Annotated in this window: 12 protein-coding genes; 2 read left to right on the top strand and 10 right to left on the bottom strand. The window is 47.6% G+C overall.

Annotated features, from left to right (window positions below):
• Window positions 1–12 precede the first annotated feature (12 nt).
• From NG796_RS01405 to NG796_RS01420, 4 genes are all read right to left on the bottom strand, one after another.
• Window positions 13–1,455: an MFS transporter gene (locus tag NG796_RS01405; protein WP_261204125.1), complete on the bottom strand. Its 1,443-nt coding sequence runs from the start codon at window positions 1,453–1,455 to the stop codon at window positions 13–15.
• 291 nt (window positions 1,456–1,746) lie between these two features.
• Entirely contained in the window at window positions 1,747–2,196 is a 450-nt protein-coding gene (locus NG796_RS01410; RefSeq protein WP_261204126.1) for a DUF6335 family protein, read from the bottom strand.
• Window positions 2,197–2,414: 218 nt separating this feature from the next.
• Window positions 2,415–2,618, bottom strand: a complete 204-nt coding sequence (locus NG796_RS01415) for a hydrogenase maturation nickel metallochaperone HypA (protein WP_261204127.1) — start codon at window positions 2,616–2,618, stop codon at window positions 2,415–2,417.
• Window positions 2,619–2,648: 30 nt separating this feature from the next.
• Window positions 2,649–3,203 carry a hypothetical protein gene (locus NG796_RS01420; protein ID WP_261204128.1) on the bottom strand — a complete coding sequence of 185 codons (555 nt, stop codon included), beginning with the start codon at window positions 3,201–3,203 and terminating at the stop codon, window positions 2,649–2,651.
• 140 nt (window positions 3,204–3,343) lie between these two features.
• Here NG796_RS01420 and NG796_RS01425 point away from each other — a divergent pair, with 140 nt between their 5' ends.
• Window positions 3,344–3,787, top strand: a complete 444-nt coding sequence (locus tag NG796_RS01425) for a DUF2809 domain-containing protein (protein WP_261204129.1) — start codon at window positions 3,344–3,346, stop codon at window positions 3,785–3,787.
• Between the two features lie 158 nt (window positions 3,788–3,945).
• Here the strand turns inward: NG796_RS01425 and purU are convergent, their stop codons facing one another.
• The 6 genes from purU to NG796_RS01455 form a co-directional block, all read right to left on the bottom strand.
• Window positions 3,946–4,803 carry a formyltetrahydrofolate deformylase gene (purU, locus tag NG796_RS01430; protein ID WP_261204130.1) on the bottom strand — a complete coding sequence of 286 codons (858 nt, stop codon included), beginning with the start codon at window positions 4,801–4,803 and terminating at the stop codon, window positions 3,946–3,948.
• Between the two features lie 158 nt (window positions 4,804–4,961).
• Window positions 4,962–5,900 carry a DUF4340 domain-containing protein gene (locus NG796_RS01435; protein ID WP_261204131.1) on the bottom strand — a complete coding sequence of 313 codons (939 nt, stop codon included), beginning with the start codon at window positions 5,898–5,900 and terminating at the stop codon, window positions 4,962–4,964.
• Between the two features lie 25 nt (window positions 5,901–5,925).
• A complete protein-coding gene (locus NG796_RS01440) occupies window positions 5,926–7,719 on the bottom strand; it encodes a GldG family protein (RefSeq protein ID WP_261204132.1) in 1,794 nt (597 codons plus the stop codon).
• Between the two features lie 166 nt (window positions 7,720–7,885).
• A complete protein-coding gene (locus NG796_RS01445) occupies window positions 7,886–8,698 on the bottom strand; it encodes an ABC transporter permease (protein ID WP_261204133.1) in 813 nt (270 codons plus the stop codon).
• On the bottom strand, window positions 8,699–9,829 hold the full coding sequence (locus NG796_RS01450; protein WP_261204134.1) for an ABC transporter ATP-binding protein: 1,131 nt from the start codon (window positions 9,827–9,829) through the stop codon (window positions 8,699–8,701).
• A gap of 270 nt (window positions 9,830–10,099) precedes the next feature.
• A complete protein-coding gene (locus tag NG796_RS01455; RefSeq protein ID WP_261204135.1) occupies window positions 10,100–10,267 on the bottom strand; it encodes a hypothetical protein in 168 nt (55 codons plus the stop codon).
• Window positions 10,268–10,415: 148 nt separating this feature from the next.
• Between NG796_RS01455 and NG796_RS01460 the strand changes: the two genes are divergently transcribed.
• Window positions 10,416–12,491: an S-layer homology domain-containing protein gene (locus NG796_RS01460; RefSeq protein WP_261204136.1), complete on the top strand. Its 2,076-nt coding sequence runs from the start codon at window positions 10,416–10,418 to the stop codon at window positions 12,489–12,491.
• Window positions 12,492–12,496: the final 5 nt, after the last annotated feature.

Here is a 12,496-nt window from a genome sequence, read left to right on the forward strand (position 1 = left end):
TTTATTATGCCCTTATGAATCAGAATTTAACCGGGGTTTTAACCAAAAACTTGCAAGGTTGTCAAGTATCTGGCGGAGGCTTTGGCTACGGGGTTCCTGGAGGAACAGCAAGGGAAGTAGGGCCATTAGTCGCAAGAGTGCGGAGAAGGCAAATAAGCCAACGAATCCGCCAAAGGCTGATTGGGTGGCAATAAATCCGCCTAGGGTGGTCCCGACGGCACCGGCTAATCCACTAACGGCAGCCGCGATCGCAAAATAACTCGAAGGCTGTTTCGCCGGGGCGATTTCCATTTGGATATTGCTGCTGCACAGATCCACGGCTGCCCAAGTTGCGCCACTAATCAGGTGCAATAGCGGTAATCCCACCCATAACACCACCCCGTGGGTTCCTGTTGCCAGCCAGAGCACTGGGGTAATGGCGACAAGGATACCGACAAAGAGTAACAGGGGACGATTTCCCAGGCGATCGGCTAATTTTCCCCAAATCGGCAGCATCAGCAAGTTAGCACCAGCAGCGAGGCTGTTGTAGAGGGTAACCCAACTCACATCAATTTCTAAATCTTTGAGTAAATAGAGGTTAAAAAATGGGGCGCTGAGGTTGACGGCAAACATCCAACCGCCAAAATAGAGCAGAAACATCCGGAAATTTTTATCTTTTAAAAAACTCGGCAGGGCGATCGCTGATGAGGGGGGAGTGGGTTCAGTTTTGGGGAGACTTCGGCTGTCGCTGCCCCAAATTTGGGGGTTAACATCTGCCATCAAAAACTGAAAGCATAAGCTAATAATGCCAGCGGCGATCGCCACACACAAGATAATTCCATAGCCTTCAATGGTCCCTCCATCCCATTGGGATACCATCACCCCCAAGATTGGCATCGTCAGTAAATTGGTGAGATTCGCGGCACTGTTGCGAAAGCCAAAGTAACGCCCGCGTAGGCGATCGGGGACTAAGGCAGCCATCCAACTCACCCAGGAGGGACTCCCAAGGGCCCCCAAAATATGGGTGAGGGCAACGATCGCCAGGGTTCCGACAAGCAGATTATGGGCTTGCCGGGGATCCACGAGAAACCAGCCAATTCCCAGGAGTAAAAACAGCCACAGCAGGCGAGAAATGCTGAAAATCAAGAGGGTGTACCAGTGACGACTCGTGGTGCGATCGCCTAGATAAGCCCCCACAGGTTGCAGAAAATTCACCAGCATCGGAATCGCTGCCAGTAACCCGATTTCGACGTTACTTGCGCCAAGATCCAGCAAAAAATTACTCAGCAAGACCCCCCCAGTGGCGCAGGAGAAAAACGTGGCAAACACGCCATCCAAGGTAGAAGCTTGTAAGCTGTTGCGAATCGCCGATTTAGAGCGTTTCCCATTGGGAAGAATGAGGGAATTCTCGGAAAGGTATTCGGAAAATAGAGGCTTTTTTAGAGGAAAGGCGATCGTCAGTTTACTCTGGGTCATAGCAGATTTAGGGAAATTTAATCTGTTGATGGAATCACTAAAGTGGTTAGAGTCTAAAAAAAAATGGCCGCAAATGCCAATCTGACTGGAGGGGGAAATTTCCTGGGGGTGTTCAGGAGTTAGGAAGAGTTTGGATTCCGACTGCCTTTCACCGGGACAAGAAACCGGGTTTCTAACCCAATTTTTACCTCCTGTCCAAAAGTTAACTCAGAAACTTAGTTTTTAACTGAAATTTGATAAAAAAAGGAGCGCTCAACCCCTCGCTCCTTGACGTAAAATTTTGCTCAATTCCTACAATTGACCGAGGCGATCGCCGACCACACTATCACGCCGCAGTTCATATTCTTCTGAGGATTCCGGGTCTAATTCCCAGCGTTCTTCATCTCGTTCTGACAATTCATCGCGAACCCCTAACTCTTGGCGATCGGCCTGTTCCACTCCGGCTGCTGCACCGATTTCATCTACAATATCTTGGTCGGGAGTTGGTGCCGTTCCTCCCACCGCTTCATCCCCAACATTTTGAGCTTCGGACCATGCCGCATCCACATCTCCCCCGGTTAATTCAGGACTGGTATGAGTATATTCTTTCATCTTATTTCCCATGCTGCGATCGCCACTATTAGCGCCCGGGCGATTCGCTATTCCAGTTCCCAAAGATTCTGTTTCAACTTGGGGTAAATCTTCTACAATGCCCTCTTCTCGGGCCATATTTTTGGGCTTTTCTTGTTTATTTTTAGTCATAATTATCCCTATTAAATCAGCAAAGATTGGTAAATTTTTTACTAAAAGTCAATGTTCCCAGGGTTGGGAGTTAGAGTTTACCCTTGTAAACTCATAAACTAACTTTCGTTCCTTTTACAAAGCTAACCGATTTCTAGGTTATTAGCTTCTACCCAAGGGCATATTTTATCAATCCTTTGGCCGCATAAATCCCTAAAATAACTAGATACTCCCTTCAATCAGCCATCGGGAAACTGCCAACAAGCAATACGCTCTACATCACCACTGCCGCAGGATTTACAAGGTACATCCGTAAAAGAATCAACCCATTCTTCCCCGCAGTGACGACAGTGACAAAAAACATTGTGACGATTCGCTTCATTGAGTCGCCACTGCCACTCCTTCAGTTCATCCTCATTCAAAGGTCGAGGAATTTCTGTCATGGATAGTCTCCCAAACTCGTCGGTTTAATATTATATGCGATCGGTCAGCAGGTTTAAAAAGGTTTGATAAACCGCTTCTACCTCTTGAAAATAGGTGGCTTCATCGGCTGATTTAGAGATAAAAAATAGATTAAAACAAGGCATCACGCAATTTTCAGATTCTAGGATATCCGGCGTAAGAACCACTTCTACGGTATTTTGGGATAATACGCCATTCGTAAACTCTATTAGCGTTGTCAACTGTTCCACCAAATCATCATATTCATTAATATTTCGGGGAAGAATGCCTACATAGCGAGGCCGCATCTGAGATTTTGAGGTGGAAAAATGCCCTTGACAACTGGAATAAGTGATACAATTAAATTTAAAAATTAAGGCAATTGTTAAATCCCGAACACCCGGTTCAATAGATTTTTTAAACTGGCGATGGTATTTAGATAAAATGGGAGAATCTGCACAAGCGGCAGTTCCCTCCGTGTTGATATTGCCGAGGGGACTTTGCCGAAATATCTCGGCGGGATTTGCTTCCACAAAGCGATCGTCCCAGGATTCGATAAATTCTTTCAATCCACTGAAATAAGTCATCGGTTTAAATTGTTTTAATTAAAAACTTAACAAAAATAGAGAAAGGAATTTCCACTGCTTTTATTCCTCAAGCCTTGCCGGAATAATTGAAACTCGCTATAGTTGAGGCAGGTATCAATAGATTGGACCGTTGATCCGCTATGACTTCTCCCTTTTCCCCCAATCATCGCTTTTTTCAATACCGCCTTGCTTTGTTCCTCAGTATAGCAATTCTCGTCCCCTTCGGGTTGTTTACCAAATTTTATCGCGGTCCGGGTCAATCCTGGCTCAATAATTCATTTGGCGGAATTCCCTACGAAATTTTTTGGATACTGCTCGTTGTTTTGATTTGGCCGAAAGTTTCCGCAAAATGGGCAGCAATAGGGGTTTTAATTGCCACTTGCCTTTTAGAGTTTTTCCAACTTTGGCATCCCCCATTTTTACAAGCCATTCGGGCCACATTTATCGGGAAAATGGTATTAGGGTCAACCTTTGTTTGGTCAGATTTCCCCTATTATTTTATGGGATGTTTTTTAGGATGGTTCGGGTTGAAAGGAATTCAGCATTTTACTCTGAGATATAAAATTAATAGCAGTATAGAATAAAAAACACTTTTCAATCAGCCTTGCCCTTAATCCAACGTTCAGTAACCTATTAAACAATAGGACCAGAAACCGGGTTTATTGCCTTAATTTTTGACAAATTAACCGAAACTTTTTTCAGAAACCCAGTTTCTAACCTGTGTTGTATCAATAGCCTAGCTTTACCCAAAAACGACGGTGCGATCGCCATAGACAAGGACTCGATTTTGCAAATGTAGACGAACCGCCCTCGCTAACACCATCCGTTCTAAATCTTTCCCTTTTCTAATTAAATCGGTCACCTCATCGCGATGGCTGACCCGGACGACATCTTGCTCAATAATTGGTCCTGCATCCAGGTCCGCTGTGACATAATGGGCCGTTGCCCCAATAATTTTTACCCCCCGTTTATAGGCTTGATGATACGGTTTTGCTCCCGCAAAAGCAGGCAAAAATGAATGGTGAATATTAATTACCGTCGGAAACTTTTGGACAAAATCTCCGGTCAAAACCTGCATATATTTAGCCAGAACGACTACATCAATGTTATACTGTTTAAGCAATTCAATTTGCTTCGCTTCCTGAGTATTTTTGTTGCCTTTACTAATAGGAATACAATAAAAATCAGCCCCAAACTGTTGAGCAATCTCTTCCAGATCCGGATGGTTGCTGATAATTAAAGGAATGGAAGAATGAAATTCTTTTGCCTTCTGCCGCCACAGCAAATCGAGTAAGCAATGATCTTGCCGACTCACCCAAATCGAGAGACGCGGGATCGTGTCGGAAAAATGCAGTTGCCAATTGGCATTGAGGGGGTCGCCGATGGTTTCTTTGAACGTAGAGGCGATCGCCTCCCGGGGTAAATCAAACCCATCCAGTTGCCACTCAATCCGAGTTAAAAATAACCCAGCGGCAAAATCCGTATGATGATCGGCATGAATAATATTCCCATTATGGGAATAGATAAAATTGGCAATCGTCGCCACTAATCCCCGGCGATCGGGACAAGAAACAAGTAATGTTGCAGTTGGACTGGTCATTAGTTAATACACTCTGAATATCCAGGTAACATGACATAGGATTGATGCATCATGATTCCTAAGCTACTGACGCATTTAAACGGCCTCTAAATCAGCAGAGGAACCCCACCTGACGCCTCCCCAAAACACAGGGGAGGGGACCGGAAGTGGCGGTATTTCTATTCGGGTTCTATCGGTTCTGGTTGTTGGGAAGGGTCAGGAACAGGTGGTTGCTGATTCTCTCCTTCTTGGGGTAAAGGTTCAGGAACAGGTGGTTGCGGATTCTCTCCTTCTTGGGGTAAAGGTTCAGGAACGGTCCGATTTTGTTCGATACTTTCTTCGGGAGTTTGAATCCATTCTTCTAGGGGGCGATCGACGGCATTTTCTAAGTTAGTTGAGAGTAATAAAACAGGTTGAGCCGTGAGGGTCCCTCGGCGGGGATCGACTTGAGCGTAAAGATTGCTGCCGGTAAAGTCCCGATTACCTACAACCAGTTGATAAGTTTCGCCGGTTGTGAGGGTAATGTCAATCGTTGCCTGGGGATTTTCTAACCCATAATCTCTAATTTGTTGAGGGGTTGCGCTCAGAATGCGATCGCTTTTTCCTCTGACTACTTCATTCAACAAGAAGGCAACATAGGCTTCATTGGCAGCATAAGTCGCCGGAATAGAAGGCGATGTAGGAGCAGATTCCATTGATTCCGTTGATTCCGTTGATTCTGTTGATTCTATTGTTTCGGGGGTTTCTGGTATTTCTGTTGTTTCTGCTGTTTCGGGTGTTTCTATTGTTTCTGGGATTTCTGTTGTTTCTGTTGTTTCTGGGGTTTCGGGAGGAAGGGTTTCAACAGGAGTCGGTGTACTCTCGATGACTTCCATAATCCAAAGGGGTTCGCCGGGTTTTCTAGTTTCTGCGATCGCCCCTCGTTGAAAGCGCAATGTTCTTTCCTCAGTCGTTAGCACAAAAGATTTTACCTGGTCTTCTTGAAAGGTAAAAATTTGCTTCTGATTTTCCTGGGCCGCTTCCTGGGATGGTACGACATTCACCTCATAAAAGTAAACCGCACCTGTAAAGCTAACCGCCAGGAATAACAGTAGTAAAGTAGACCGTTGAAATTTCATCTTTTTTGTCGTTCGCTCTTTCGATCTAACGTCGTTTCCACCAGAAACCGGCAGCAGTCAGCAATCCAAATAAGGGTAAAACTCCCACAGCAGCCCAAGCTAACTGTTGAGCTTGTTGCGGAGTCATCGATATCCGACGATTCAGAACAGTTTTGGGCCGAATGGATAAAGTTTGCTCATTTTGTTTGCTTAACCAGCTTACCGAATTGAGGAAAACATCTCCATTTAATTGCAATTGAAAGTTTCCATCAATCGCAAATTCTGAGTTGCCAATCACCACCAGTCTTGCTTCCCTTTGAGTTGTTTCTTCGGGAGTTTCTCCTTCGGGAGTTGCTGCTTCAGGATTTTCTTGTTCGGGAGTTGCTGCTTCAGGAGTTTCTTCTTCGGAAGTTTCTTCTTCCGGCGTAGTTTCCTCTGGAGTAGTTTCTTCCGGCGTAGTTTCCTCTGGATTTGCTGCTTCTGAAGTAGTTTCTTCTGGAGTAGTTTCTTCTGGAGTGGTTGGTTCTGGAGTTGCTGGTTCTGGAGTTGGAGTATCCGTGGCGATCGCTTTTGTCTTGGCGACCCCCAAGGGGAGAGGTCCGGGGCGATCGCTTTGGGGATCGAACTTCAGATCCGGATTTTCTGGGGTGGACTCCGCCCAACTTTGCTCCCCAGTCAGCAACAGCGGGGTACTTTCGACCCCCTCCACATCACTGAGAATGAGGGGACGCGCTAAGGGATAGAACGAATACCCCCCTTGAAAGTCGCGGACAATGGGATGATCTCCATAATTGGTAATTAAAGGGGCCGCAGGGCCTAATCCCACCAATCCACCACTGCCGGAACTATCGATCGCGATCGTTTTATCCACTTGGATTCCCCACTCCTTCAGCAGGGGATCCAGTCCGGTATTGGTATCCGGGTCGATCGCCACAAATAGGCTCCCGCCTTGTTGTAGATAGGCTTGTAACGCTTGCACTTCCCTTGCAAATAAAGGTTGTCTGGGTCCGGCAATCACCACCACTGCGGCATCGGGAGGGACCCGAGGCAAACGGGCTAAGTTCAGGGGTTCTACCAGAAAATTTTTATCCTGCAAGCTGGCAACCGCTTGAGAGATCGCACCTCGTCCCGCTTCTAAAGGACGTTCCCCATGACCTTGGAGCAAATATACCTTGTAACTGCGATCGCTCGTAAACTGCTCTAAACTACTCGTAAGACGAGCTTCTGAGAGGGAGGAAGCAGAACTCACCGTCTGCACAAATTGCTGCCTTGTGCCATCCTCCGATGCCAGATAAACCTCGCCAAAACTTTGAACCCCAAATTGCCGCGCCACCGTCGGTTGCTTGGAAGGGTCCACATATTGAAAATCAAACAGATTAGGCGCTTGGCTGCGATAATTTTCCAGTAATTCCAGATCCCCCCGTTCAGGTTCCCCGGCGAACACCCAAACTTTAACCGGCTGAGGCAGATTTCGCACTAATTGTTGGCTTTGCGGGGCTAGGGTAAAGCGCTGATTTTCCGTTAAATCAAAGCGTTCTGTATAGCGAACCCCTAGAAAATTAATCAGCCCTAAAATCACCAGAACCGATGCCGTTGCAACGAAGGCATTAGTCCCCGCTTGTGCCGATCGCGGATTCCATCCCCCTTCAGCGTTAGTCAGCATCCACAACAGCCATAGCAATAGGACGATCCCCCCTGCAATCACCAATCCACTGGTCACAGGTTGCCATCCCGTCAAAAGTCCTGGAATAGCACCGCCAATCGTCAGGAACAGTCCCAAATAGACTGCATATTTGAAATACTTGGTTAAGCCTCGGGGCTTTTTCTCAATCGTTTTCATGGTTAGGGAAAAGCAATAAACAGTTCTGTTCTTAGGAGTGTTTTTCTCAGTGTCTTCTGAGCAAGTGCGACTCAATATAGTGCGGTATTAACTGCCCAATTTTTGGATAAAAATCAGGAAAATACTTTACCTAATCGAGCTACTTAGAGACGGGCAATCACCGATTTTAACTCCGTTGGAAGCGCAAAGCATCAATAGATTGAGCCGTGAGAAAAATTCCCAAAACCACATAACTGCCTAATAAAATGATACTACTCGTATCCAAAGTTCCGCGAATCAGGTTGGTGTAATGTTTGAGAATCGATAAATGCTCTAAAACACTGCCGACAGGTCCGCCGATCGCTTGAGCAACCACATCGATCGCCCAGAGAAACAGCACCAACACAAAGGTGAGGATAGCCGCCAAAATTGTACTATCAGTTAAAGAAGAAATAAACATTCCCACAGAAAGGACCGCAGTTGCTAACAAAATTAAGCCAAAATGGGCCAGCAAAGGAACCGTTAGAGGCATGGGAGGAGTAGCGCTATTCAGAGCAATCAGTTGGAGGACCAGTAAAGGTAGAATCATCGTTGTATAAAACGTCACGACTCCTAAGAGTTTGCCCGTTGCTACTGCCCAATTCGTGATCGGCGAAGTGGCTAACAATTCCAAAGTTCCGCGCTTGCGTTCTTCAGCATAGAGTCCCATCGACAACATCGGCAGGATGAATAAAGAGAGGGAACCAATGGTTTGCAAAAATTGTTGTAAGAATTCGTAAGGAACATCAAAAGGGGGAATCGGAATTCCCATTTGTTGCCCTTGAGCATCCATGATGGCTACTTGTTGAATCAAGCCCTCATCACCAAGTAACATGGCAACAAAAAATAAGCCAGAAATGAACCAAAAAAAACCGGCAATTAAATAGGCTAAAGGGGAGATGAAATAACTCTGTAGCTCCTTGCGATAAATAGCCACAATATTGGCAACAATCGTTCCCATTTAGTTTTCTTCTCCTTCTTGTTCTTTTTGTTGTTCAGTTTCGGTTTCTGCTTCTGTTGCTACTTCTTCAATGACTTCAGCATCGGCGATCGCCGCTTCATCGGTTTCCTCCGATACCGATCCACCAGACAGCACCAAATCGGACTCTGCATCGGACTCGGCGATCGTTTCCTCCGTCGTCAGTTGCAAAAATAGATCTTCCAGACTCGCTTGGGTGCGTCGCATCTCATGCACCCGAAATCCGCTCGTCACCAACCGACCAATGATTTCGGGACCCGGTTCCATCCCCGGTTCTGCGATCGCCCGAATCTTGCGCCGAGAAGGGGGCAACTTCTGATCCGAAACCCATTCTGCCGATCGCACTCCCGGCAATTCTTCCAGACTGTGGAGAAAATCAAGCCCCTCTTCAACCTCATCCCGAGGTTCTGCCATCTCGCCTTCCAATTCATAGGAAGCCCCCCCCGTGAGTTGCACCATCAACTCATCCGGGGAACCCGTTGCCACCACTTGACCCCGATTAATAATTGCCACGCGACTACAAGTCATGCTGACTTCGGGCAAAATATGGGTAGACAAAATAATCGTATGGTCTCCCGCCAAACTTTTAATCAGATTCCGCACCTCAATGATTTGCCGGGGGTCCAAACCCACGGTGGGTTCATCCAAAATAATTACCGGGGGGTCATGGACGATCGCCTGAGCGATCCCCACCCGTTGGCGAAACCCCTTAGACAGCTTGCGAATCAGAACCGATCGCTTTTCTTCCAGATTGCAACGCTTGAGCGCCCAATTTACCCGTTCTGGGCGATCGCCGGGGCGCACTTGCTTCAGTCGCGCCACAAAATACAAAAATCCCTCCACCGTCATATCGGGATATAAAGGAGGCGTCTCCGGCAGATAACCAATTCGTTGCCGCACTGCCATCGAATCTTCATGGACCTCGTAACCTGCAACCTTGGCGGTGCCGCTATTGGCTGGTAAATACCCCGCCAAAATCCGCATTGTCGTGGTTTTTCCTGCACCATTAGGACCGAGAAATCCTAAAATTTCCCCAGGCTCCACCGTAAAGGTGACATCCTGAATGGCTGGTGTCGAGCCATAAATTTTGCTCAGATGCTCAACTTCAATCATGAACGGATATTGTGCGCGTTTTTTCTAACCAATGATTAATAATAGACAAGATATTCCCCCGGAGTAACTCCCCCACCGGGACCCCACCGACCGATCCCTGGGAACCTCATCGCCAATTCCTAGGGGTTTTAATCCGATTCAAGAGGACTGACCGTAGATTTTCTTGGGGTTTCAGCCCATTGCAGTGGGGTGAATTCGTCACAGGGCGGGGGCCACAGTACAGAAAGTCACCCTATAGAATAGCTTGTTCTGGGGACAATCAGGGGAGTGTCATACCCCCTCACCCAAAAAGTAGATTGACCCTTGCCCGAGGCGATCGCCCTCCTTGTGCCAATTCCACTTGTGACCGTCATCCTCCCTATCCTTCAGAAAGCGCTTCGTACAGTGTAAACATAATCGGACGACCAAGGACGAGGTAACGGGCTTGGGCTTCATCATCTACCCTCTTTTCTTTCCGGCGATCGGTGCAATTACCAACCCGCTGGGTGCGCTATCACTGACCCTATCTAATGCCCAACAATCCGCCCCCATTCCCCTTGGTGTGACCCGGTTTTTACCAGCAAATACTCAGGAATTCTCATCAATTATGGCTACATTTTACGTCGATCCCACCAACGGAAACGATTCTGCTGCCGGTAGCCAACTGGCACCGTTAAAAACCCTCAGCCAAGCCTTGGTTAAATCTACCTCCGGCAGCACAATCAAGTTAGCCAACGGCTCTTATACCGCAACATCAGGGGAAAAATTCCCCCTCGTGGTCAAAGCTGGCGTGACGATTGTGGGTGATGAAGCCACTAAGGGGAAAGCCATCATCATCCAAGGGGGTGGTACAAAGACGATGGGCAATTGGCCCAGCCAAAATATCACGATGTATCTGGAAGAAGGGGCCCAACTGCGCGGCGTCACCGTCACGAACCCGGGGACTTCTGGGGTTGGGGTTTGGATCCACGGCGTTTCCGCCACGATCGCCAATAGCACCTTATCTAAATCTAGTCGCGAAGGCGTCTTCGCCAGTGGTATTGCCAAACCCACGATCATTACCAACGTCTTTTCCGAAAACATGGGCAACGGGATGTCATTCGTTGACAATGCCAAAGGGGAAGTGCGAGGCAACCTGTTTCAAAAAACTGGCTTTGGCTTAACCATCGGCTATCAGTCAGCGCCTTTGCTCAAAGAGAACCACATTCTGGAAAATCGCACTGGGGTGGTCATTAATGGTGACGCCAGTCCCGTTCTGCGCAACAATATCATCGAAAAGAACGAGCAAGACGGCATCACCGTGACCAATAATGCCAAAGTAGACCTAGGGACAAGCGAAGACCCCGCAGGTAACACGATTAAAACCAATGGGCAGTATGACGTCCAAAATGTCAGTACCCAGAAAATATTCAGTATCGGTAATACCCTAAGTGCGACAACGGTCAAAGGTGATATCGAGTTTGTCGCCAGCAGTGTTCCGGTTCCTGGGGATACGGGTTCTGACCCCGATAAGGCTATCAGTTTAACAGATATTGCCACTCACTGGGCCGCACCTTTTATCAACGCAATGGTTGGAAAAGGCTTAATTGCTGGGTTCCCCGATGGCACATTTAAGCCCGAACAGAAGCTGACTCGTGCTCAATATGCGGCGATCGTCGCGAAAGCATTTAATGAAACCCTGAGTAGTACAGCGACGAACTTCACCGATGTCCCCAGTGATTTTTGGGGTAAAGATGCGATCGTCAAAGCCAACCGCATGGGCTTTATCGCCGGATTTCCCGATGTGACATTCCGTCCCAATGACAATTTAACTCGGGTACAGGCGCTGGTTTCTCTAGTCAGCGGTTTGAAACTCAGTGATGGAGATGCAGCGACCCTCGGATATTACACCGATCGCGCTCAAATCCCCAGCTACGCCACCAATGCCGTGGCGATCGCTACAGAAAAAGGGATGGTGGTGAACTATCCTAATGTCAAGGAACTCAATCCGATGCGGGAAATCACCCGCGCTGAAGTCGCCGCGATTATTTACCAAGGCTTAGTCGTCAAAGGACTCGCCACCGCGATTCCTTCCTCTCACATCGTGGCATCCGATGTCAAGTCCCAGCCTTTGAGCGATATTTCCGGTCACTGGGCCGCACCCTTCATTCTCGGCTTATACAATGCCGGGGCAGTCGGGGGCTATCCTGACGGCACCTTCAAGCCCGATGACAAAATGACCCGGGCGCAATATGCCGCCTTACTTACCAAAGCCTTAAATCCCCCAGCTAAACGGGATGCAGCAACTTTTAAAGATGTTTCCGAAGATTTCTGGGGCTATGTCGCCGTCCAAAGCGCCTACAAGAGCGGATTTATCTCCGGCTTCCCAGATAATACCTTCAAGCCGACTGAAAATGTCCAGCGCGCACAGGTGATGGTTTCCCTCGTCAATGGACTCGGGTTATCCGGTGGGACCGCAGAGAGCTTAACGAAATTCAGCGATCGCACTAGCATTCCTGAGTATGCGAAAGAAGAAGTAGCAACAGCTCTCATTAAGGAATTAATTGTGAGCTATCCCAGCACCGATAAACTCGAACCGACTCGCGATGCGACCCGCGCCGAAGTTGCGGTCATGATTTATCAAGCCTTAGTCAATGCCGGTAAAATTGCGGCGATCGACTCTCAATATATCGTCTCCGCATAAGCAGT

The organism is Laspinema sp. D2d (genome assembly GCF_025370755.1).
Taxonomy (GTDB): domain Bacteria; phylum Cyanobacteriota; class Cyanobacteriia; order Cyanobacteriales; family Laspinemataceae; genus Laspinema.

What these genes read in the sequence shown, in the direction of transcription:
- NG796_RS01405 (WP_261204125.1), bottom strand. Translation starts at nt 1,455, where the DNA reads ATGACCCAGAGTAAACTGACGATCGCCTTTCCTCTAAAAAAGCCTCTA.
- NG796_RS01410 (WP_261204126.1), bottom strand. Translation starts at nt 2,196, where the DNA reads ATGACTAAAAATAAACAAGAAAAGCCCAAAAATATGGCCCGAGAAGAG.
- NG796_RS01415 (WP_261204127.1), bottom strand. Translation starts at nt 2,618, where the DNA reads ATGACAGAAATTCCTCGACCTTTGAATGAGGATGAACTGAAGGAGTGG.
- NG796_RS01420 (WP_261204128.1), bottom strand. Translation starts at nt 3,203, where the DNA reads ATGACTTATTTCAGTGGATTGAAAGAATTTATCGAATCCTGGGACGAT.
- NG796_RS01425 (WP_261204129.1), top strand. Translation starts at nt 3,344, where the DNA reads ATGACTTCTCCCTTTTCCCCCAATCATCGCTTTTTTCAATACCGCCTT.
- purU (WP_261204130.1), bottom strand. Translation starts at nt 4,803, where the DNA reads ATGACCAGTCCAACTGCAACATTACTTGTTTCTTGTCCCGATCGCCGG.
- NG796_RS01435 (WP_261204131.1), bottom strand. Translation starts at nt 5,900, where the DNA reads ATGAAATTTCAACGGTCTACTTTACTACTGTTATTCCTGGCGGTTAGC.
- NG796_RS01440 (WP_261204132.1), bottom strand. Translation starts at nt 7,719, where the DNA reads ATGAAAACGATTGAGAAAAAGCCCCGAGGCTTAACCAAGTATTTCAAA.
- NG796_RS01445 (WP_261204133.1), bottom strand. Translation starts at nt 8,698, where the DNA reads ATGGGAACGATTGTTGCCAATATTGTGGCTATTTATCGCAAGGAGCTA.
- NG796_RS01450 (WP_261204134.1), bottom strand. Translation starts at nt 9,829, where the DNA reads ATGATTGAAGTTGAGCATCTGAGCAAAATTTATGGCTCGACACCAGCC.
- NG796_RS01455 (WP_261204135.1), bottom strand. Translation starts at nt 10,267, where the DNA reads ATGATGAAGCCCAAGCCCGTTACCTCGTCCTTGGTCGTCCGATTATGT.
- NG796_RS01460 (WP_261204136.1), top strand. Translation starts at nt 10,416, where the DNA reads ATGGCTACATTTTACGTCGATCCCACCAACGGAAACGATTCTGCTGCC.